This window comes from Pseudomonas sp. URMO17WK12:I7 (genome assembly GCF_003269045.1).
GTDB lineage: Bacteria > Pseudomonadota > Gammaproteobacteria > Pseudomonadales > Pseudomonadaceae > Aquipseudomonas > Aquipseudomonas putida_J.
In genome coordinates, this window is the sequence record NZ_QLTL01000001.1 from 272,672 (window position 1) to 293,387 (window position 20,716).

The following is a 20,716-nucleotide window of genomic DNA, read 5'->3' on the forward strand; positions in this document are numbered from 1 at the left end:
CACAGTCTCGGACATTGTGCAGTTCCTGTGGGAGCGGGTTTACCCGCGAAGGGGCCGATACAGGTTTGCACCTTCAGAACTGCACATCCAGAATCACATTGTCGAGGTAACTCGCCGCCGGCGGCGTAACCTGGTCGGTATAGACCTTGGCGTTGTAGTTGAATATCTGGCTACCCGTCCCCGTCCCGTTGCCTGGGTTCACGTCAGCATCGCTACTCGAGCGCCGGGCGGTAGTCAGCGACCCCCAGCGCACAGTCCCTGCGCTCTTGAAGATGTCATAGGCCAGGTAGTTGCCCGCCGTGGACTTCATCCGTCGCCGCCCGCCCGATACGTTCTCCCCATCATTCAAGCCCACCGTATAGGCACTGCCTTTGGTGCAAGACAGGCTCACGCTCTGGCTTACCGTACCGAACCCGGCCACCACCGGCGCGCTGCCGAAGCTGATGTTGGGTGTGGTGATCTGGCAGTCGTTGCTCACGGTCAGGGTGACAGTCAGGTTCTGGGTCCCTGAACCGATGTCACGCCCGAGGCAGATGGCACCAACGCCGATGCCGGAGCAGTAGTTCCAGCTCCAGGCAACCGTGAGGTTTTCCTGGTACAGACCTGCCGCGACGTTGCTGCCCACCTGGGTGCGCAAGTAAAGCGGCACGGACTTGGGCGTGGTGCCGCCAAGCAGGCCGAGCAAGTCGATGATGCCGTTGCGGGCGAAGTCGAACTGCACGCCGCGGCTGATCGGGTAGTTGGTGCTGTTATCGGCGTACAGGGTGTAGCCGATGACGTCGCCGGTGGGGCCGACCAGGCCGCTGGTTCCCGAGGCCGAGGTGATGGTGGCGTTGAAGTGGTCGGTGGAGGTCAGCAGGCTCAGCAGGGACCCCGTGCACTGCAGCCCCGAGTTGGTCGACGAAGCGGTCTGCACAGTGGTGCGTACCAAGGTCGAGTTGATCGTTCCGAACGCCGCCGGCAACGTGGGCACGGACGAACACAATGCCCAGGCGGAACCCGCAGGCAGCATCAGCAGCGCACACCATAGCCGCTTCATCGGCACACCAGCGGGCCGATCAGCGGGACTGTACCTTGCGTATCGGGCAAATCGAATTCGACCACGCACTGCCCTCCTCCTTCCAGCATTACCTGCAGGCGGTTGTGCGGCGACAGGTTCTCCAGGTATACCAGCCCATCCCAACCGACCACGGCCTGGCTGCCGCTTTCCTGGTGGTTGACCTTGCTACCGAGCTTCAAAGGTTGCTGGTTACCGTCGACCAGCTCGATGCTCGCCGCCAGCACCCGCTTGAGCGGGAATTCCAGCAGGTAGCCGCTGCCACGGCGCACTGCCACCCGTTGCTCGACTTCGGCGGCCAGCACGTCGGGCGGCAGGTTCATCGGGTCGATCTCGTACTTGCCGCGATAGTAGCCGCTGCTGTACGGCACCAGCAGGTGACCGCTGCGGTCGGTGCGGCCGATTTCCTGGTTCTCGTAGCGCACCGGCACGTCGGCGTAGCCGCTGGTACTGACCACCACAAAGGCATCGTCGATACGGTTGGCCGCGTATACGCCGGAATCCATCCACACCAGCGAACCACTGGCATCGGCCCAGCGGGTCATCTCGCCACTGCTGCCGTACACACCGGCCTGCAACTGCACCGACTGCATGCGCCAGGTGACGTCTGCCTGGCGATAGGCATCGCGGTCGCTACCGCTGGCATAGCCGAGGTTGTAGCCCACGCCACCGCCCACTGGCACCGCACGGCTGTAGTTGACCCGTTGCAGGCTCTCGCCGTCCTTGCTGCGCTCGGTGCTCACGGCCAGGGTGCTGCCGAAATCGAACGGGATCACCACCTGCGCCTGCACCGCCCAGTTACTGTCGCCGACCTCGCGGTTGGCCGACAGGTACAGGCTGCTGTTACCCCACAGCGGCTTGCTCCAGCTCAGGTTGATCAGCCGGGTGCGCGTGCCATCGCCGGCGCGAACATCGAAATAGCCGGCGCCCAGGCTGCCGTATTGGTTGAGGTTGACGCTCAGGGTCACCTGCTCGCTACGCTGGCTCAGCTGCATGTCGGGAATGTCGACCCGGGTCAGGTCGGCATACTCGCCGTGGCGTTGCACACGCTGATAGTTGAAGCCGAAACGCTGGCTGTTGTACTGGTAGCCGAGGGCGACCTGGTGGCCCTTCTCACCCTCGAACCGGCTCTGCGCCAAGGCCGCATTGAGCACGCCGAACGTGCCCACGCGCATGTTGCCGCCCAGGCCACCCAGCAGCAGCGAATCGGCGGTCTCGGCATGGGTTTCCACGGTGAAATTGTCGCTGATGCCATGGCGCAGGCTGGCCGAGGCAACACCGGTACCGTAGCCGAAGTCTTCCACGGCATAGTCGCGACGCAGGCTACCGGCGGCCACCGAGAAGTCCGACAGGCCTTTTTGCAGCAGGCTGCTGGTGACGTAGAACGGCAACGTGGTGGACACCTGCCGGCCAAGGGCGTCAGTGGTCACTACCACTGCCTCACCGGCACCATTGATGAACGGCACGTTGGTCAGGGTGTACGGGCCTGGCTGCAATTCGGTGGTGCTGGACTTGTAGCCATTGATGAACAGGTCCAGCGAGGTCGGCACCGCCGCTTCACCGGCAAACGCCGGCAAAGGGTAGGTGACCAGGTCTGGGCGCGCGCCAAAGTCACGCGACAGTTGAATGCCGCCGACCCGTACCGAGCTGGTCCAGGGCAAGGCCCCGGTAACGAAGTCGCCAGCCTCATAGGTCAGCAGGCGTTGTTCGTCGGTGAAACGCCAGGTGGTGTCGTAGCGCAGGAAGCCTTGGCGGCTGTCATCTTGCGCGCCATTGAACGACCGGCGCCACTGGCCGGTGCTCGAGAACGTGCCCCAGCTGTCGAACAGGCGCAGCTCGTTCCAGGCGGCCAGGTAGGAGCCGCCGTCATCGGTGTCGTTGAGGTACACGTCGTAGTTGAACAAGGCGCCAAAGCTGCTGCGCGCCTCGCTGGCCGGGTACAGGCCGCGGTCGCCGACCTGCTGGTCCGGCAGCCAGGCCGCAGGCACCTGCAGCAACAGGCGCTGGTTCTGGCTGTCGTAATCGGCATGCAGGCCCGCCACATCGTCCAGCGCCACCTCACCCTGCGGGTCGCCCGGCAGCTTGACGCCCAGGCTGCGCAGCACGTCGTTGTCCAGGTACAGGCGCCCGGCACGTTGCTGCACTGGCACCAGCTCAGCCCTGGGCATCTGGTTCACCAGCAGGTCCAGGTACAGCGTGGCGTCGGCGATGGCCATGGACTCGCCGGGCGGCGGTGGCAGGTCGTCGGCCAGCGCAAGGCAGGGGCCGAACAAGGTCAGCCCCAGGCACCAGCGGCGCGAAGCCCGCGACAGCCATCTCACACACGGATTCCGACCATTGCCAGGTCCTCCATGGCCCTTGCCCTTCATACGGCGACGGGCTCATTGCCCTTGCCGGATCGCTTCGGCTGTTTCCTGGCCGTTCACCCTCCCCTTGATCACGCTGCCAGCGTTCGGCGCCACCGGCGCCGGCCAGCGCATGCTGGCACCTGGCAAAACATAGCCGAGCAGGCCCTCGGCCAAAGGCTTGGCCTGGCCGCCCTGCTGCACCACCACATCGGTCAGGCGCGCATGCACCGGGCCGGTGTTGCGCATTTCCACATAGGGTTTGCCCTGCACCGTCACTGGGCGCCAGCTCAGCTGCGGCGTGCCGACCCCGGCGGCATTGCGCTTGCCCTCCGGGTCGGCCTTGCCCCACAGCCCCTCGCCGTAGACGAACAGCGGCACGGAATAACGCATCTGCAGGCGGATTGCTGCCGTGGTGCCCGAGCTGCCAGCATCGGCCGGCAAGGGCGAAGGGATTTCATCGATGATGATCCGGTAGGCCTGCTCCTGACCGGCCGGCGAGCTGCCGGTGCGGGTCAGGCGTATCAGTTGCTTCTGACCTGGGGGGATGTTGGCCACCGGCGGGCTACCGATGATTTCGCGCTGGGCCTGGTACTGCTCCTGATAGTCGCCCTGGCGCCAGGCGAACACTCGAACCTGCAGGCTGGCCGGGGCCGAGCCGCGATTCTCCAGCCACAGCGCACCAGCCTTCTGGTCGGCCTCCAGCACCGGGTCGATCGGCCAGATCAGCACTGAAGTGGCTGCCTTCACCGGCAGGCTCGCCAGTAGCAACAAACCGATTACACCCTGCGCCCACTTCGCGCCTACCCCCATGCCACTCTCCTTGGTTTCTTTTTCTTGGGTGCTGGTGTGTTCACCAGGTCACCGATACTTGCACCACATCGGTGTAGGTCCCGGCCGGCAAGGTGCCGGGCAACTGGGTACGGCCATACACCGGCAATTTGATAGCTGTGGCATCCGTGTAACTCACCGTCACGCTCTGGCCGATGCCCAAGGCCTGGCTGAAGGCCGCGTCCCGGTACAACTGGTAGGCCAGCACTTGTGTGCCGCCGGTGCGCTTGAGGTTGCGCGTGCCACTGGCGCTGTTCTGGCCGCCGTCCAGGCTCATGCTCAGGGCCACCCCTGGCGTGCACTGGAAGGTCACCGTGGTCCCTCCCAGCGAGGTACTCAGGGTACTGGTGGCCAGCGCCGACTGGGTGCCGAAATTGAGCACGCCATAGCTGGTCACACCGCCCACCACCAGGCAGCCGGCAACGATCTGCGCGCTCACCTGGAAGGTGCTGCTGGTAGCCGCATCCAGAGGCGCGGCCAACAACACGCCACCCCCCACCAGGCACCCGCCGAGCCATGTGCGCATGCAGGCGCACATGGCTCAGAACGACAGCTCGACGGCAACCGTGTCGGTATACGTACCTGCCGGCAGGCCCGCCTTGCCGCGCGCCTGGCCGTACAGGTTGACGGTCTGCGCCACGCCGGTACTGGTTGGCAGGGTGATAGTGCCGTCGACCGCCAGCAATTGGGTTCGCCCTGCATCGGTATAGAAGTCGTATGGCACAAAGTTGCCTGCACCATCAGCCAGGGCCCGGGTGCCACCGCTCGACTGGCCATCATGGGTCCCGGCGCGCACCTTGATCACCGGCACCGTGCCGGCCGAGCACAGGATGCTCATGGCACCGCCGCCACCGCCCAGCACTTGGGCGTTGGCGGTGGTGAACAGGGCATCGGCGGTCCCGAAATTCAGGTTACCGAAGTTCAACCCTGTGGTGCCGCCGGCGCCGTTGACCTGGCAAGCCGAGGTCAGGGTCAGGGTCGAGGTGATGTTCCCGGTCACCGTGGCGGCCTGGGCGTGAACTGCCATGGCCAGGCCGAAGCCGGCGAGCATGCAGCGAGTGAAAGTCGTTCGCATCGGAGTCTCCTTGCGTCGTTTACCAGTCCAGGGTCACTCTCAAGGTGTCGCGGTACAGCCCGGCCGGCAGCGAGCGCGGTTGCGCCACCACTACGCCGTAGATGGGAATCGGGATCTGCTCGGTACTGCTGATGGTGAAAGCACGGGCCTGGCCGATGCCGTAGCGGCTGTTGCCACCGGGGTCGACCGCCAGCTGATAGGGGATCATTTCGCGGCCATTGCTGAGCCGACGCACACCATCGTCGCCATTCAGGCCACCATTGATGCGCACATTGAAAGCCCGCACCTCGGGCGTGCAACTGATCTGCAAGCTGCCTTCTCCGCCCGCCTCGTCAACCCGGCTGCGCAACGGCGCATCCCAGTTCGGGCCGCGCTGGCCAAAATCCATCAGGCCAGGGTTGCCCAAGGTGGCGGGCGGCTGGTCGCCGCTGTTGATCTGGCAGGCGGCGCTGATCACCAGGCGCGCCTGGATGAACCCGGTGGTGGTGCCATGCACAGCGCCGCCGGGCAACAGCAGCGGGCCGAGGCTGAGCAACAGGAGCGAAGTGCGGTTCATGGCATGACGTCCTTGTGCATGGTGGCCTCGCTACCAGGTGACGGTGATTTTCAGCAGATCGGCGTACTGCCCGGCCCGAGGCACCCAGGCCAGCTTGTCGATACGGGCGTACAGCGGCAGTACAACCGAACCGCTGTCTGATACGCGTGCAGCATGGGGCTCACCGACGACCACCGGCTCACGCCAGGCAGCATCGCGGTACAGGCGATAGGGAATTGGCCTGGCCTTGGCATCTTCACTGGCGAGGAAACGCAGTTCGCCGACACCGCCGTGCTGGCCGCCGTCGACGCGCACTTGATAAGGCGTGTCAGGGTTGCATTCCAGGCGTGGCGGGCGCTTGTTGAGCAATACGCCACTCAATGGCGCATCCGGGCCATCCAGACGAGCGGTACTGCCCAGGTCAATAAGACCCAGGGCCTGGGCGCCCGCGTCACGCGGCTGGGTGACCAGCATGCAGCCACGCTGCACCAGCACCCGCACCTCTACCAGGAAGTCCGCCGCTACGGCACTGCCGCTCAACAACAGGCCAAACAGCGCGGCCACAAAGCGTTCCGTCACTGGATGTTCCTTGTTCTTCTACTGTCAATTTGAGCGTAGCAGCAGGTGGCAGAAGCGTGATGGCGCCATGCCATTCTTTTGAGCTAATGACAAAGCGCTAGCCAACCGGCAAGAAATTTCCCAACCCAGGCGAACCCCTGGCCATCTCATGCCTCCAATGGCCATAGGCCGGTAAAACGGCCAACAATCTGGTACCGTGCCTGACAGCCAACCGCCGTGATCCGATACATACGGCATGCATGGAACAAATTGACAGGAGCGTTTCCATTGACGACTGCAGACAACGCGCTCGCCGCAGCCGTGGAGCGCTGCGCCCAAGAGCCGATCCAGATACCCGGCAGCATTCAGCCGCATGGCTTTCTGCTGGTGCTGGATGAATGCGACCTGCGCGTCCTCCAGGCCAGTGAGAACGTCGAACGCTGGTTGGGCGTGCCAGCGCGGGAGCTGATCGGCTGCAACTTCGCCGACGTGGTCAGCGAAAGTTTTGACTTGCGCACTCAGCTCGAACGCCTGCCTGAAGACGAGGCATTCCCGTTTCATATCGGCGACGTACGCTTGCGCCAAGGCGCCCCCTTCGCCGACACCTTGCGCCTGCTGACTCACCGCCACGATCAGGTGCTTATCGCCGAATTCGAACCCTTGCGCCCGCCCGTCGACCTGGCCGACCAGGGTGACTACTACCCGTTGGTGCGCGGTTTCGTCAGCAGCCTGCACAACGCCGACAGCCTGGAAGAGCTGCTGCAGCAGTGCGTGGTGCAGGTCAAGCGCCTCACCGGTTTCGGTCGGGTCAAGGCCTACCGCTTCGACGCTGAGGGCAATGGCCAGGTGCTGGCCGAACTCGCCGACGCGGGTTACCCGCGCTACCTTGGCCTGTGCTTCCCAGCCTCGGACATCCCGCGCCAGGCCCGCGACCTGTACCGGGTCAACCGCATCCGTGTGATCGAGGATGCCAACTACCAGGCCTCGCCGCTGCTGCCTGCGAACAACCCTCGCACTGGCAAGCCCCTGGACATGAGCTTCGCCGCCCTGCGCAGCGTGTCGCCAGTGCACCTGCAGTACATGCGCAACATGGGCACCCTGGCGTCGATGTCGTTATCGATCGTGGTAGATGGCGAGCTGTGGGGCCTGATCTCCTGTCACCACGCCCAGCCGCGCGCGGTCGAGCTGCGCACCCGCACCGCCTGCGAATTGCTGGCCAGCGTGCTGTCTCTGCAGATCGAAAGCCGCGAATCGCACGCCAAGACCCGCCAGCTGCTCGACCTGCGCCAGCATATCGTGCGCATGATCTCGTCGATGGCCGACCACGATAGCGTCAGCGACGGCCTGCGTGACCTGCCCGAGGTGCTGCTGGCGTTCGCCAACGCCAGCGGCGCAGCAGTGATTTCTGCCGAGCGCTGCGACCTGATCGGCCAGACGCCACCGGCCGCACAAGTCACGGCACTGGTGCACTGGCTGACCCGGCGCGGCGATGAGACGGTGTTCCACAGCGACAACCTGCGCCGTGACATAGATGAGCTGCCAGAGCTCGCGGCCCATGCCGGCGGCGTGCTGGCGGTGGCCATCTCGCAAATCCATTCGCACTACCTGCTGTGGTTTCGCCCCGAACAGGTGCGCACGGTCAACTGGGCCGGGCGCCCCGAGAAGGAAGTCAGCCCCCAGGGCGCGCTCAACCCGCGGCACAGCTTCGAACATTGGCAGGAGCAGGTCAGTGGCTACTGTGAGCCATGGGGCCCGCTGGTCATCGAGGGCGTGCTCGAACTGCGCACGGCGGTGCTCGGCATCGTCCTGCGCAAGGCCGAGGAACTGGCGCAGCTTGCCAATGAGCTACGCCGCTCGAACAAGGAACTCGAGGCCTTTTCCTACAGTGTGTCCCACGACCTGCGTGCGCCCCTGCGGCACATCGCCGGCTATTCCGAGCTGCTGGGCGAAATCGAGGGCCACGGCCTGAGCGAGCGCGGCCGACGCTTCCTGCATCACATCGAAGAGGCCGCGAGTTTCGCGGGCAGCCTGGTCGACAACCTGCTCAATTTTTCGCAAATGGGCCGCTCGGCACTGCGCCTGTCGGATGTCGACCTGAACGCACTGGTCGAAGCCATCCGCCAGGAGCTGGCACCCGACTACCAAGGCCGCGAAATCGTCTGGGACATCGCGCCACTGCCCAAGGTGATCGCCGACCCGGCGTTCATCAACATGGCCTTGCACAACCTGATCGCCAATGCCATCAAGTACACCCGTGGCCGTGAACCTGCCCACATCACGATCCGCGCCCGCCAACACCAGGACGAGACCGAGGTGTACATTAGCGACAATGGTGTAGGCTTCGACATGGCCTACGCCAACAAGCTGTTCGGGGTGTTCCAGCGCCTGCACCGCATGGAAGATTTCGAAGGCACCGGTATCGGCCTGGCCAGCGTGCGGCGAATCATCGAGCGCCATGACGGGCGGGTCTGGGCCGAAGGCCAGGTCGATCAGGGCGCCAGCTTCCACTTCACTCTGCCGCGCCACCCGGCAACTACCTGAGGTACCTGTATTACCATGCTCAAGCCCATCCTGCTGGTCGAAGACAACCCCCGGGACCTGGAGCTGACGCTCCTGGCCCTGGAGCGCAGCCAGTTGGCCAACGAAGTCATCGTCTTGCGTGACGGCGCCGACGCACTCGACTACCTGCTGCGACGCAACGCTTACGTCGATCGCGACGATGGCAACCCGGCGGTCCTGCTGCTGGACCTGAAACTGCCCAAGGTCGATGGCCTGGAAGTGCTCAAGGAAGTACGCGCCACCGCAGAGCTGCGAAGCATCCCGACGGTGATGCTGACCTCTTCGCGTGAAGAGCCTGACCTGTTGCGCGCCTATGAGCTGGGCGTCAATGCCTACGTGGTCAAGCCCGTGGAGTTCAAGGAATTCGTCGCGGCAATTTCTGACCTGGGCGTGTTCTGGGCGGTGCTCAACGAGCCGCCACCCGGTTCACTGCGCCTGAACCGGCGCGGTAGCAACTGAGGCCTGCACCAAGATGTTGCCGACACCGCTGAAAATGTTGATGGTCGAAGACAGCTCGATGGACGCCGAGCTGACCTTGATGTGCCTGGAGCGCAGTGGGTTGCAGGTGCAATCGCAGCTGGTGTTCGACCACGTCGGGTTCGAGCACGCCCTGCTTCAGGCCGACTTCGACCTGATCCTGTGCGACTGCGTACTGCCCGGCTCTTCCGGCACCGATGTACTGGCCATCGCCCAGCGCCTGGCGCCCGACACGCCGTTCATCTTCCTCTCGGGCATCTATGGCGAAGAGCATGCGGTGGAAATGATCCGCCTGGGCGCCACTGACTATGTGCTCAAGAAAAACCTGCCGCTGCTCCCCAAAGCCGTGCGCCGGGCCCTCACCGAAGTGCAGGAGCGCCAGCGCCGTCGCCGCGCGGAGGAAGCCCTGGCCGATGTCGAAGCACGCGCGCGCATTGCCATCAATGCCGCTGGCATGGGCACCTGGGACTTCCGCCCGCAACAGGGCCAGCTCATCTGGGACCACCGCTGCAAGACCTTGTTCGGCCTGCCGGTCGATACCGAGATGGACCTGCAGGTGTTCTACGCCGGCATCTACCCCGACGACCAGCCCAAGGTGCGCGATGCCGTTGAACAAGCCATGCGCCCGGACAGCGACGGCCTGTACCGGGTCGAGTTCCGCATCGCCCAACCCAACGGCCTGGAACCGCGCTGGTTGCTCAGCAGCGGCCAGTGCCAGTTCGTCGACGGCCAGTGCACGCGGTTTTCCGGTGTACTGCAGGACATCCATACCCAGCGCCAGGCAACCCAGGCGCTCAAGCAGCTCAACGAAATGCTCGGCGAACGGGTCGAGCGCCGCACCCGTGAACGCGACCGTGCCTGGGAACTGTCCCAGGACTTGCTCGCGGTGCTCAACAAAGACCTGACCCCAGTGGCCCTCAACCCGGCCTGGGAGGCCAGCCTGGGCTTTTCCCGCGAGCGCCTGAGCCAGACTTCGCTGCTGCACCTGCTGCCGGAGGCAGATCAGGAAGCCCTGCTCACCGAGCTGGCCGCCCTTGCCCACGGCCGCAGCAGCGCACGCTTCGTCGGCCGCATCCAGCATGCCAGCGGCCAGTTGCGCTGGCTGTCCTGGGTGGTGGTGCCGGAAGACACCTTGCTCTACGTGGTAGCGCGCGACATCACCAGCGAACGGGAAAACGCCCTCGGCCTTGCCGAAGCCAACACCCGCCTGCGCGAACAGATCACCGAGCGCGAACGCATCGAGGCGGCGCTGCAGCAGATGCAGCGGCTGGAGGCTGTCGGCCAGCTCACTGCGGGGGTCGCCCACGACTTCAACAACCTGCTCACGGTCATCCTCACCGGCGCCAGCTTTCTTGAACGCGACCTGGCCAAGGGTGAACTGGAAAAGGCCCGCAGCCGCCTGACGCACATCCGCGAAGCCGGTGAGCGCGGCGCCAAGCTGACCTCGCAGCTGCTCGCCTTTTCCCGCCGCCAGCGCCTGGAGCCGGTGCCGCTGAACCTGAACCGCACCCTTACCGGCCTGGAGGAACTGCTGAGCCGCACCCTCGGCGGCAACATCCTGGTGCGTCTGGACCTGGACCACAGCCTGTGGCAAGCGCTGACCGACCCGACCCAGACCGAGATGATCATCCTCAACCTGGCGATCAACGCCCGCGACGCCATGCCAGAAGGCGGCCAGCTGACCCTGTCGACCCGCAACACGCGGATCAAGGCGCGCCCGCAGCGCCCGGAAGACCCGGAGCCGGGTGAGTACGTGATGCTGAGCATTCGCGACACCGGCTGCGGCATGAGCGAAGAAGTGCTGGCCAAGGTGTTCGAGCCGTTCTTCACCACCAAGGACATCGGCAAAGGCTCCGGCCTGGGTCTGGCCCAGGTGTTCGGCTTCGCGAAGCAATCCGGCGGCGGTGTGCGCATCGATACCGAGCCTGGGCATGGCACCCAGGTGGCGGTGTACTTGCCGGCGGTGAAGCAGGAAGTCGCCGTCGACCCTGTCCTGCCCACTGCCACCCTTTCGATCGATGACAGTGGCCGAGACCGCACGGTACTGCTGGTGGATGACGATCATCTGGTGCGCGACATGCTCGGTGACGTGCTGCGCCAGTATGGCTACCAGGTACGCCAGGCGCACAGTGGGGAGCAGGCGCTGGTACTGCTGGACGACGATATCGACCTGCTGCTGACCGACTTTGCCATGCCCGAATTCAACGGCGGGCAACTGGCCCTGGCGGCACGCCAGCGACATCCGCAGCTGCCGGTGGTGTTTCTGACCGGGTATGCAGAGCTGGAAGGGCTGGAACTGCCGGGGAGCCTGGTGGTGCAGAAGCCGGTGCAGGCGGATGAACTGGCCAGGGTGTTGAATGAACTGCTGCGGGTGCCAGGTTAGATCTGCTTTGCCTGCACTGGCCCTTTCGCGGGTAAATCGGTTCGGCGCACCGGTTTACCCGCGAAGAGGCCATTGCAAGAAACGGAAACGACAAAACCCAGCGCCGATAGTCATCTGCACTGAATCATGAATAGGGATTTGAAGAGAAAAATGGCAGGGGCGGCTGGATTCGAACCAACGCATGGCAGGATCAAAACCTGCTGCCTTACCGCTTGGCGACGCCCCTGTATCGGATGCAGCTGATGCTGCTCTGACAATTCCAATTGGGTGACAACTGGGTTGTTGTCTTGGAATGCGCGGCACTTTAACAACAAAGTTTCGGTCTGTGAACCCCCTACGTGAAAAAAAATGCCTTAAAACAGCAAGTTAGTGTTCCCGGGCGGTTTTCACGGGCCTAGAAGGCAACCATCCGTCGTTTTTCCAGCGCTTCGCTTCAACACAATCGCATTCCTCCCTTCCAATCAGATACACGAACTGTGTTGACCAAGGAGGCCTCCATGCCCGTTTCTCACGACCTCTACCAGGACCTGCACTACCCGCGCGAAATCGTCCAGCAGCGGCGGCAACAGGACAAGGCCCTCGACCGCCTGCTCGACGAGTACATGGACATCGACAACCAGGTGCTGGCCGCCGAATCGATCTCGGCAGGCAATTTTGTCGACGAAGACCTGCGCCAGCTCAAGGAACGCCGGTTGACCGTGAAGTACATGATTGAGCGCCAGCTGGAGCGCAAGGCCTGAATTATCGTGCCAGACGATCAATGCCTGGCACTTTTTGTATTGGTCAAAACCGCCTTCCTCGGGCAAGCTGCGCTGCCCAGCCATCGCCCGAGGAGGCTTTGCCTTGCCCGCCTGGATCCCCGCTCCGCTGCGCCAGCTTGGCCAGCGCCTGCGCGCCGCAGCGCCCGAGCAGAGTGAACTGCTCAACTGGTTCGAAGCCAAGGCCGCCAGCCGCGGCTATCAGCTCAGCGATGGCCAGCGCCGGGTCATCCACAGCATGGCGGTGCAGCTCGCCCAACTGGAAACTGGCCAACCTCGCAGCCTTTATCTGTATGGCTCGGTAGGCCGCGGCAAGAGCTGGCTGCTCGATGGCTTTTTCCAGGCAGCGCCGGTAGCGGCAAAGCGGCGCCTGCACTTCCATGACTTTTTCGCCCGCCTGCACCAAGGCATGCACCAGCACCGCCTGCTGGACGATGCACTGGGCGCGACCCTCGACGAACTGCTCGGCGACTGCCAGGTGCTGTGCTTCGACGAGTTCCATGTGCATGACATCGGCGATGCCATGCTATTGACCCGGCTGTTCAACGCCCTGTTCGCCCGCGGCATCTTCCTTTTGGTGACCTCCAACTACGCACCTGAAGGGCTCTTGCCCAACCCGCTGTACCACGAGCGTTTCCTGCCCGTGATCCGCCTGATCAACAGTTCGATGGAAGTGCTCGAAGTCGGCGGCGACACCGATTTTCGCAGCCTGCCGGCCAACCGTGAGCACCAGCGCTTCACCCAGGGGCACTATGTGTGGCCGGGTAATGCAGCGCAGCGCCAGGCGCTGAACGTGCCGGATGAACAGCCCGTGATGCTGGAAGTGAACAAGCGCCCGCTACGCGCCCTGGCCATTGATGGCCGGCGCGTGGTGCTGGCCTTTGACGACCTTTGCGAGAAGGCTACGGCGGTGATCGACTACCTGGTGTTGGCCGGGCTGTACGACGAGTGGGTGATCGATGGGCTGGATGACCTGGCGGAATGCTCGCTGGCGGCGCAGCAGCGCTTCGTCAACCTGGTGGATGTGCTGTATGACCAGGACCGGCAGGTGACCGTCATCGGGCGACGGCCACTTGAAGAAAGCCTCGGTGGGCCACTGGCCGACCTGATGCGCACCCGCAGTCGCCTGGGGCAACTGCATCAGATCGGCTCTTCATGATTCAGGGGCTGCTGCGCGGCCCCGCTCAACCCGCCCTGGGCAGGTCCGCCAGCACCGCCTCGATCTCCCCCAGCACTGCTGGATCATCCAAGGTTGAAGGCGGCACATAAGCCTGCCCATCGGCAATCTTGCGCAGCACCGCCCGCAGGATTTTCCCCGAACGAGTCTTGGGCAAGCGCTTCACCAGTCGCACCCGGTTGAAGCACGCCAGCGCACCGATCTCCTCACGCACACTGCCCACCAGGTCCACCAGCAACTGCGCCTCGGCAATACCCTCGCCATCCTTGAGCACCACCAGCGCCAGCGGCACCTGGCCCTTGATCTCGTCATGCACACCAATCACCGCACACTCGGCCACCGCCGGGTGACGTGCGACCAGGTCTTCCATCTCGCCCGTGGACAGGCGGTGCCCAGAGACGTTTATCACGTCATCGGTACGGCCCATGATGTAGACAAAGCCTTCATCGTCCAGATAACCGCCGTCACCGGTGTGGTAATAGCCCGGGTAGGTCTGCAGGTACGCCTGCAGGTAGCGCTCATGGTCGCCCCACAAGGTCTGGCTGCACCCCGGCGGCAGCGGCAGGGCGATGACGATGGCGCCTTGCTGATCAGGGCCCAACAGGTGCCCGTCATCATCCAGCACGCGCACGTGGTAGCCCGGCACCGCGCGGTTGCTCGAACCTGGCCGCGCCGCACTGCCCTCCAGCCCCACGCAAGGCGCGGTCACCGGCCAGCCGGTTTCGGTCTGCCACCAATGGTCGTGTACCGGCTTGCCAGTCACCCGCTCCAGCCACTGATGGGTACTGGAATCGAGCTTTTCCCCGGCCAGGAACAGCTGGCGCAGCGAGCTCAGGTCGTGTTTGCGGATCAGCTCGCCGTCCGGGTCTTCCTTGCGGATCGCACGCATGGCGGTGGGCGCGCAGAACAAGGCATTGACCTTGTACTGCTCGACTACCCGCCAGTACGCCGAGGCGTCCGGCGTGCGGATCGGCTTGCCCTCATAGAACACCGTGGTGCAGCCGCTCATCAGCGGCCCGTAGACGATCAGCGAATGGCCGACCACCCAGCCGACATCAGAAATACCCCACCACACATCGCCAGCCTGCATCCCGTAGATATGACGCATCGCATAGCAAAGCGCGACCGCGTTGCCGCCATTTTCGCGGACGATGCCCTTGGGTTTACCGGTGGTACCGGAGGTATACATGATGTACAGCGGGTCGCCGGCATCCAGCGCCACGGGTTCCACCGGCTCGGCATCGACCAAGGCCTGCTGCCAGTCCAGATCACGGCCTGGTTGCAGCTGCGCGCGGGCTTGGGGCCTTTGCAGTACCAGCACCTGGCGAGGCTGATGGCGAGCGGCCTGCAGGGCGCGGTCGACCAGCGGCTTGTATTCGATCACCCGGTCGAATTCCAGGCCGCAGGATGCCGTCAGCAGCAGCGTTGGCCGCGCATCATCGATACGCAGGGCCAGCTCATTGGCGGCAAAGCCACCGAATACCACCGAATGCACAGCGCCGATCCGCGCGCAGGCAAGCATGGCCATGGCCGCCTGGGGCACCATCGGCATGTAGATGATCACGCCATCCCCTTTGCCCACACCCAACTGGCGCAACAGCCCGGCCAGGCGCGCTACTTCGTCACGCAGCTGGTTATAGCTGAATGCTTGCTGCACGCCGGTCACGGGTGAGTCGTAGAGCAACGCCGTCTGCTCGCCACGGCCCAGCTCGATTTGCCTATCAAGGGCCAGGTAGCAACTGTTCAGGCGGCCATCAGCAAACCACTGGTGGGTGCCGTCGGCATTTTCCTGCAGGGTCAGGGAAGGTTTGCGGTACCAAGCCAGGTGATCGGCCTGTTCGGCCCAGAAGGCAGCAGGGTCGGCAATGGAGTGGGCGTAGCTGTGCTGATAGGTCATGTTGGTGGCAACCCGATACTTGTTGTTATTGAAGGGCGAATATTGAGTATGGCCCGCCTCACCGGGCCCGCCATGGGACTAAAGTCACAACGCATATGCACATTTGCAGGGAACGCTTATACGCCCCATAACAGTGCAAAGGCCTTAGAATAGGCGCCCCTTAACGCCACAGAGCAGCTCATGGACATCGATCAGGCCCGAACCTTTCTGGAAGTCGTGCGTTGCGGCAGCCTGGTCGCCGCCGCCGAACGCCTGTTCGTGTCACAGACCGCCATCACCGCCCGCGTACAACGCCTGGAGCAGCAACTGGGCTGCCAGCTGTTCGTGCGCAGCCGCAACGGTGCCAGCCTGACCAGTGATGGCGAAGCCTTCGTCAGCTATGCCAATCAGCTGGTGCAAACCTGGGAAGCGGCACGTCGCGACCTGCCACTGCCCGAAGGTTGCCAGCAGGTGCTGCATGTAGGCGCGGAAGTGAGCCTGGGCAACCCCATGTTGCTGGACTGGGTCAGTGCCCTGCACCGCGAGCTGCCCAGCCATGCCATCCGCAGCGAGGTGAGCGATGGCGAATCGTTGCTGCGCAAGGTGGAGATGGGCCTGCTCGACGCCGCACTGGTGTACCAGCCGACCTACGGTCCAGGGCTGCAGGTGGAGCAGTTGATGGAAGAAAAGCTGATTCGTGTGCGCCGGGTCGATCGGCCCGAGCCGTACATCTACATCGACTGGGGTGAAGCCTTCCGCCGCCAGCACGATGCCGCCCTGCCCGACTGCGCGCGCCCCGCGCTGAGTTTCAACCTCGGGCCGTTGGCCCTGCAGTTCATCCTCGACCAAGGGGGAAGCGGGTATTTCCGTACTCGTGTCGTACAGGCCTACCTGGAAAGCGGCGTGTTCGAGCGAGTGCCACAAGCGCCGGAATTCACCTACCCGACCTACCTGGTGTACCCGCGCAAACGCGACAGCGAGGCCCTGCAACAGGCCATCGCGGTGCTGCGCCGGCTGGTGGCAGCCGGCGCCAGTGATTGGTCACAACGCTGGGATCCGGTTATCTGACGCACTGCCGGCGGCACTGAGCAACTGGCGCTTGAGGCCGGCGACCAGGTCGGTCTGGGTGACCACACCCACCAGCTGATCACCGTCGAGCACTGGCAGGCAGTGCATGCCTTGCTCGCAGAGCAGCGGCAGCAGGCGCTCCAGCGGATGCTGGCTGCTGACACTGACCACCCGCCGGCTCATCACCTGCTCCATGCGCACCACTTTGCGGCCGAGCAGGCCACGCCAACTGAACTGGCCCCGCTGCATGGCCGGGCCGACCAGATCGCTGAGGCTGACGATACCCACCAGCTTGCCCTGCTGCAGCACCGGCAAGGTTTTCAGGTGATGGCTGGCGAGCATTTTCCAGGCCTGCTCCAGGGTAGTCTGCGGCGAAGCGAACTGCACATCGCGCGACATCACCGCCCCCGCCGTGATGCCGCCAAGGCTGCGCTGCAGGGCGTGGTGCTCGGTGGCGAGGATGATGCGTTCCAGTTCGTCGCGGGTGACGTCGACAAATTCGCCCAGCTCTTCCAGCGCCTGATCCAGGTCGGCGCCACGGATGCCGACGCGCTCGCTGGGCAGCGGGTCGTGGGTGTGGTGCGGGTCCTTGCGCGGCAATGCGCCTTTCGGGTAGCGCACACCGGTCAGGCGGTTGTAGATCACCGCCACGGTTATCAGTATCAGCGCATTGAGCAACACCGGCTCCAGCAGGTGATCACCCATGGCCGTCAGCCCAGAATCGGCCAGCACCGCGCTCACCGCCACGCCACCGCCTGGCGGGTGCAGGCAGCGCAGCAGGCACATCACCAGTATCGAGATGCCCAGGGCAATGGCGGCCACCCACAGCTCGGGGCCCAAGCCCTGGCGCATGGCCAGGCCGACCGCACCGGCCAGGGCATAACTGCCAAGCACAGGCCACGGCTGGGCCAACGGCCCGGAATGCACGGCAAACACCAGTACCGCCGAAGCGGCCAACGGGCCGAGCAGGTGCAGGGCAATGCCCGGGCCATAGGCCAGGCTGGTCAACCAACCGGCGAGGAACAGGCCGAGCAACGCGCCGATACCGGCGCGCAACCATTCTTTGGGAGGGATATTCAGGGGCGCTGGCAACAGCCGCTGCAGACGACGTTCGGAACGCATGGCAGACATTTGAGTAATCGGGATCTGTAATTTTTTTGATTAAAAAGAAAGCCCAGCCGAAGTGGCCTGGGCCTCGTATCGCGGATGCAATACCACAAGGGGCTCCGTCCGTGGAGAGATGGAAACCGCAGGGTTTCGTGAGGGGGATTGTGCCGGGCGGGGGAAGATTGGGCTAATTCAAAAAAATGCGGCTGTACTGCAATTTTTTTGCAGTGCTGATCTGGCCGCTGGGGGCGCTACGCGGCCCAGCATTACCTCGACTTGCGCGGTAGCTCGATGCTCACCCGCAACCCGCCCAAGGTGCTCTCAAGCAACGCCAACCGCCCGCCCCAGGCCTCGACGATATCGCGCACGATCCCTAACCCCAGCCCATGCCCATCGACCTGCTCATCGAGCCGCGAGCCACGCTCCAGCACCTGCAGCCGCTGACTTTCGGGAATACCGGGGCCGTCATCATCGACCCACAACCGATACCCCTCGGCTGTGGGCGCAATCCCCAGACGCACTTCGCTGTCGGCCCACTTGCAAGCGTTGTCCAGCAGGTTACCGAGCAGTTCCAGAACGTCTTCGCGATCCCACGGCAACAGCAGCCCCGGCGGCACATCGCGCTCAAGCAGCAAGCCTTCGCCATGGATCATGCCCAAGGTCGCAAGCAAGCCCGGCAGCTCGGCATCACAATCGAACTGGGCCCCAGGCAAGGCATCGCCTGCCAGGCGCGCCCGATTCAGCTCGCGGGCCAGGCGCTGCTGGATCTGCTCCAGCTGTTCACGCAGCTGCGCCTGCACCTCTGGCAAGTCTTTCAAGCGCTCGCTGGAGGCCAGGCTGAGCAGCACCGCCAGCGGAGTCTTCAACGCATGGCCGAGGTTGCCCAAGGCATTGCGCGAACGGCGCAGGCTGTCTTCGGTGTGGCTCAGCAAGTGGTTGATCTGGCCCACCAGCGGCGCCAGCTCGCTGGGCACCTGGGCATCGAGCTGCGAACGCTGGCCTTGCTGCAGCTGGGCGATCTGCTGACGTGCGCGCTCCAGCGGGCGCAGCGAGCGGGTCACGGTCACGCGCTGCAGCACCAGTACGATCAGCAATGCCACCAGGCCCATGCCCAGGCCGATCTGCTGCAGCCGACGAAAACCCTCGCGTACTGGCGAATAGTCTTGCGCCACGCTGATCGAGATGTTCTGGCCCAGGCGCCGGTAATCGGCGCGCAATGCCAGCAATTGCTGGCCTTCCGGGCCCAGCTCATGGCTATCGGACAGCCCCGGCGCGGCCGGCTTGGGCATGTCCAGGTCCCACAGCGAACGCGAGCGCCAGGTACCCTGGTCGAAGTCGATACGGAAGTAGTAGCCCGAGAAAGGCCGCTGGTAAGCCGCGGAAATGCGCCGTTCATCCAGCTGCAGGCCAGACGGCCCGCGCACCAACGCCACCAGCAGGTTCTCGCTTTCCTTGCGCAGGCCGTTTTCCAGGTAGCGCTGCAAACCAGCCTCGAACAGCCACAGGGTCAGCTGCGCGAGCACCACGCCGACCACCACCAGCACGGCGACCAGGCCCAGGCTCAGGCGCGCCTGGATGGACTTCACCCGGTGCTCCCGGCATAGATGTAACCCTGCCCGCGACGCGTTTCGATGACGCTGCGCCCAAGCTTGCGCCGCAGGTGGTTGACGTGCACCTCCAGCACATTGGAATCACGCTCGGTCTCGCCGTCGTAAAGGTGCTCGGCCAGGTGGCTCTTGGACAGGATCTGCTGCGGATGCAGCATGAAGTAGCGCAACAGGCGAAATTCCGCGGCAGTGAGCTGGATGTCGACGCCATCGCGACTCACGCATTGGCGGCTTTCATCCAGGTGCAGGCCTGCAGCTTCCAGGGTTGGCTGGTTGGCCAAGCCGCGGGCCCGGCGCAGCAGTGCCTGAATACGCAGCTGCAGCTCCTCAGGGTGAAAAGGCTTGCTCAGGTAATCGTCGGCCCCGGCTTTCAGGCCTTCGATACGCTCTGCCCACGACCCGCGCGCCGTAAGGATCAGCACCGGCGTGACCAGCCCCCCGGCACGCCACTGCGCCAGCACCTCCAGGCCCGGCAAGCCTGGCAGGCCAAGATCGAGGATTATCAGATCGTAGGGTTCGCTCTGGCCCTGGTACACCGCATCGCGGCCATCGGCCAACCAGTCAATGGCATACCCCTGGCGCTGCAGGCTGGTGGTCAGTTCGTCGGCCAGGGGCACGTTGTCTTCGACAAGCAGCAGGCGCATGTCAGTCGTCTTCCTCATCTTTGAGCAGGACACCACTGCTGGCATCAAGCTTGATCTCGCGCACCACGCCTTCCTTGGTCAGCAGTTCGACTTCATATTCGTAGCGGCCGTCGTCTTCTTCCAGCTCGGCCTCCAGCAAACGCGCCCCGGGGTAACGCCCCAGGGCGGTTGCCAGCAATTGCTCAAGTGGCAGGATGATGCCCTTCTGGCGCAGTTTCAGGGCCTGGTCCTGGTCCAGGTCGCGGGCAACGGCCAGCGAGCACACGGCCAGCAACGACAGCACCAGATACCGCGCCAGCCGGGGTAAGTGGATCATCAGCTGTCCCGCTCGTCCTTCAACACTTCACCGGTCTTGGCATCCAGGTCGACATCCCACTCGACGTTTTGCGTATCGCGCAGGTCGACCTTGTAGATGTAGCGACCGTATTCGTTTTCCAGCTCCGAATCGGTGACGGTGGCGCCTGGATGCTTGGCCACGGCGGCGGCCTTGAGCTCGTCCAGCGACTTGATGGTCTTGGCGTTGACCAGTTTGACCACTTCGTCAGGCTGGACGTCCTTGGCGAAGGCAGCATTGGCGCCCAGGGCAAGGGCGGCGGCGGTGAACAGGGCAGTCAAGGTTTTCATGGTGGCTCTCCTGAGCGACGTTCAAGTTGTCTACG

19 protein-coding genes and 1 tRNA gene are annotated in these 20,716 nt (G+C 64.2%); 6 read left to right on the plus strand and 14 right to left on the minus strand.

What is annotated here, in order from left to right:
- Positions 1 to 73 precede the first annotated feature (73 nt).
- The 7 genes from H040_RS01385 to H040_RS01415 form a co-directional block, all read right to left on the minus strand.
- Positions 74 to 1,039 (minus strand): Csu type fimbrial protein, encoded by a 966-nt coding sequence (locus H040_RS01385; RefSeq protein WP_027919675.1) that lies wholly within the window; start codon positions 1,037 to 1,039, stop codon positions 74 to 76.
- A complete protein-coding gene (locus H040_RS01390) occupies positions 1,036 to 3,273 on the minus strand; it encodes a fimbria/pilus outer membrane usher protein (protein ID WP_371260261.1) in 2,238 nt (745 codons plus the stop codon). Before H040_RS01390 ends, H040_RS01385 begins: the two co-directional genes overlap by 4 nt.
- Before the next feature lie 165 nt (positions 3,274 to 3,438).
- The gene (locus H040_RS01395) at positions 3,439 to 4,215 is read right to left on the minus strand and encodes a fimbrial biogenesis chaperone (protein WP_027919673.1); all 777 of its coding nucleotides are present in this window, start codon (positions 4,213 to 4,215) and stop codon (positions 3,439 to 3,441) included.
- 40 nt (positions 4,216 to 4,255) lie between these two features.
- On the minus strand, positions 4,256 to 4,759 hold the full coding sequence (locus H040_RS01400) for a Csu type fimbrial protein (protein ID WP_027919672.1): 504 nt from the start codon (positions 4,757 to 4,759) through the stop codon (positions 4,256 to 4,258).
- Positions 4,760 to 4,774: 15 nt separating this feature from the next.
- Positions 4,775 to 5,308: a Csu type fimbrial protein gene (locus tag H040_RS01405; RefSeq protein WP_027919671.1), complete on the minus strand. Its 534-nt coding sequence runs from the start codon at positions 5,306 to 5,308 to the stop codon at positions 4,775 to 4,777.
- A 19-nt stretch (positions 5,309 to 5,327) separates the two neighbouring features.
- Positions 5,328 to 5,864, minus strand: coding sequence for a Csu type fimbrial protein (locus tag H040_RS01410; RefSeq protein WP_027919670.1), 537 nt, complete (start codon positions 5,862 to 5,864; stop codon positions 5,328 to 5,330).
- Positions 5,865 to 5,894: 30 nt separating this feature from the next.
- Complete coding sequence (locus H040_RS01415; RefSeq protein ID WP_027919669.1) at positions 5,895 to 6,422, minus strand: Csu type fimbrial protein; 528 nt, start codon at positions 6,420 to 6,422, stop codon at positions 5,895 to 5,897.
- 249 nt (positions 6,423 to 6,671) lie between these two features.
- On the opposite strand from H040_RS01415, the gene H040_RS01420 reads away from it, so the two are divergent.
- The 3 genes from H040_RS01420 to H040_RS01430 are packed head-to-tail and all read left to right on the plus strand — an operon-like array spanning position 6,672 to position 11,820.
- Positions 6,672 to 8,942, plus strand: a complete 2,271-nt coding sequence (locus H040_RS01420; protein WP_027919668.1) for an ATP-binding protein — start codon at positions 6,672 to 6,674, stop codon at positions 8,940 to 8,942.
- Between the two features lie 15 nt (positions 8,943 to 8,957).
- Entirely contained in the window at positions 8,958 to 9,419 is a 462-nt protein-coding gene (locus H040_RS01425) for a response regulator (RefSeq protein ID WP_027919667.1), read from the plus strand.
- 13 nt (positions 9,420 to 9,432) lie between these two features.
- On the plus strand, positions 9,433 to 11,820 hold the full coding sequence (locus tag H040_RS01430) for a hybrid sensor histidine kinase/response regulator (protein ID WP_027919666.1): 2,388 nt from the start codon (positions 9,433 to 9,435) through the stop codon (positions 11,818 to 11,820).
- Between the two features lie 151 nt (positions 11,821 to 11,971).
- On the opposite strand, the gene H040_RS01435 is transcribed toward H040_RS01430, so the two are convergent.
- A tRNA-Gln gene (locus H040_RS01435) sits at positions 11,972 to 12,046 on the minus strand.
- Between the two features lie 271 nt (positions 12,047 to 12,317).
- On the opposite strand from H040_RS01435, the gene H040_RS01440 reads away from it, so the two are divergent.
- Together H040_RS01440 and zapE are read left to right on the plus strand one after the other, a co-directional pair.
- Positions 12,318 to 12,560, plus strand: a complete 243-nt coding sequence (locus tag H040_RS01440) for a DUF465 domain-containing protein (RefSeq protein ID WP_027919665.1) — start codon at positions 12,318 to 12,320, stop codon at positions 12,558 to 12,560.
- Between the two features lie 103 nt (positions 12,561 to 12,663).
- A complete protein-coding gene (zapE, locus tag H040_RS01445) occupies positions 12,664 to 13,737 on the plus strand; it encodes a cell division protein ZapE (protein WP_027919664.1) in 1,074 nt (357 codons plus the stop codon).
- A 25-nt stretch (positions 13,738 to 13,762) separates the two neighbouring features.
- Here zapE and H040_RS01450 read toward each other — a convergent pair whose 3' ends face one another.
- On the minus strand, positions 13,763 to 15,652 hold the full coding sequence (locus H040_RS01450) for a propionyl-CoA synthetase (protein WP_027919663.1): 1,890 nt from the start codon (positions 15,650 to 15,652) through the stop codon (positions 13,763 to 13,765).
- Positions 15,653 to 15,832: 180 nt separating this feature from the next.
- On the opposite strand from H040_RS01450, the gene H040_RS01455 reads away from it, so the two are divergent.
- On the plus strand, positions 15,833 to 16,699 hold the full coding sequence (locus H040_RS01455) for a LysR family transcriptional regulator (protein ID WP_027919662.1): 867 nt from the start codon (positions 15,833 to 15,835) through the stop codon (positions 16,697 to 16,699).
- Here the strand turns inward: H040_RS01455 and H040_RS01460 are convergent.
- The 5 genes from H040_RS01460 to H040_RS01480 all read right to left on the minus strand — a co-directional run bounded on the left by H040_RS01460 (position 16,673) and on the right by H040_RS01480 (position 20,681).
- Positions 16,673 to 17,830, minus strand: a complete 1,158-nt coding sequence (locus H040_RS01460; RefSeq protein ID WP_027919661.1) for an HPP family protein — start codon at positions 17,828 to 17,830, stop codon at positions 16,673 to 16,675. The genes H040_RS01455 and H040_RS01460 overlap by 27 nt on opposite strands.
- A 242-nt stretch (positions 17,831 to 18,072) precedes the next feature.
- Positions 18,073 to 19,392, minus strand: coding sequence for an ATP-binding protein (locus tag H040_RS01465; protein WP_027919660.1), 1,320 nt, complete (start codon positions 19,390 to 19,392; stop codon positions 18,073 to 18,075).
- A complete protein-coding gene (locus H040_RS01470; RefSeq protein ID WP_027919659.1) occupies positions 19,389 to 20,057 on the minus strand; it encodes a response regulator transcription factor in 669 nt (222 codons plus the stop codon). Before H040_RS01470 ends, H040_RS01465 begins: the two co-directional genes overlap by 4 nt.
- A gap of 1 nt (position 20,058) precedes the next feature.
- Positions 20,059 to 20,373 (minus strand): PepSY domain-containing protein, encoded by a 315-nt coding sequence (locus tag H040_RS01475; RefSeq protein ID WP_027919658.1) that lies wholly within the window; start codon positions 20,371 to 20,373, stop codon positions 20,059 to 20,061.
- On the minus strand, positions 20,373 to 20,681 hold the full coding sequence (locus tag H040_RS01480; protein WP_027919657.1) for a PepSY domain-containing protein: 309 nt from the start codon (positions 20,679 to 20,681) through the stop codon (positions 20,373 to 20,375). Before H040_RS01480 ends, H040_RS01475 begins: the two co-directional genes overlap by 1 nt.
- Positions 20,682 to 20,716 lie beyond the last annotated feature (35 nt).

What these genes read in the sequence shown, in the direction of transcription:
- H040_RS01385 (WP_027919675.1), bottom strand. Translation starts at nt 1,039, where the DNA reads ATGAAGCGGCTATGGTGTGCGCTGCTGATGCTGCCTGCGGGTTCCGCC.
- H040_RS01390 (WP_371260261.1), bottom strand. Translation starts at nt 3,273, where the DNA reads ATGGCCATCGCCGACGCCACGCTGTACCTGGACCTGCTGGTGAACCAG.
- H040_RS01395 (WP_027919673.1), bottom strand. Translation starts at nt 4,215, where the DNA reads ATGGGGGTAGGCGCGAAGTGGGCGCAGGGTGTAATCGGTTTGTTGCTA.
- H040_RS01400 (WP_027919672.1), bottom strand. Translation starts at nt 4,759, where the DNA reads ATGCGCACATGGCTCGGCGGGTGCCTGGTGGGGGGTGGCGTGTTGTTG.
- H040_RS01405 (WP_027919671.1), bottom strand. Translation starts at nt 5,308, where the DNA reads ATGCGAACGACTTTCACTCGCTGCATGCTCGCCGGCTTCGGCCTGGCC.
- H040_RS01410 (WP_027919670.1), bottom strand. Translation starts at nt 5,864, where the DNA reads ATGAACCGCACTTCGCTCCTGTTGCTCAGCCTCGGCCCGCTGCTGTTG.
- H040_RS01425 (WP_027919667.1), top strand. Translation starts at nt 8,958, where the DNA reads ATGCTCAAGCCCATCCTGCTGGTCGAAGACAACCCCCGGGACCTGGAG.
- H040_RS01430 (WP_027919666.1), top strand. Translation starts at nt 9,433, where the DNA reads ATGTTGCCGACACCGCTGAAAATGTTGATGGTCGAAGACAGCTCGATG.
- H040_RS01440 (WP_027919665.1), top strand. Translation starts at nt 12,318, where the DNA reads ATGCCCGTTTCTCACGACCTCTACCAGGACCTGCACTACCCGCGCGAA.
- H040_RS01450 (WP_027919663.1), bottom strand. Translation starts at nt 15,652, where the DNA reads ATGACCTATCAGCACAGCTACGCCCACTCCATTGCCGACCCTGCTGCC.
- H040_RS01455 (WP_027919662.1), top strand. Translation starts at nt 15,833, where the DNA reads ATGGACATCGATCAGGCCCGAACCTTTCTGGAAGTCGTGCGTTGCGGC.
- H040_RS01460 (WP_027919661.1), bottom strand. Translation starts at nt 17,830, where the DNA reads ATGTCTGCCATGCGTTCCGAACGTCGTCTGCAGCGGCTGTTGCCAGCG.
- H040_RS01470 (WP_027919659.1), bottom strand. Translation starts at nt 20,057, where the DNA reads ATGCGCCTGCTGCTTGTCGAAGACAACGTGCCCCTGGCCGACGAACTG.
- H040_RS01475 (WP_027919658.1), bottom strand. Translation starts at nt 20,373, where the DNA reads ATGATCCACTTACCCCGGCTGGCGCGGTATCTGGTGCTGTCGTTGCTG.
- H040_RS01480 (WP_027919657.1), bottom strand. Translation starts at nt 20,681, where the DNA reads ATGAAAACCTTGACTGCCCTGTTCACCGCCGCCGCCCTTGCCCTGGGC.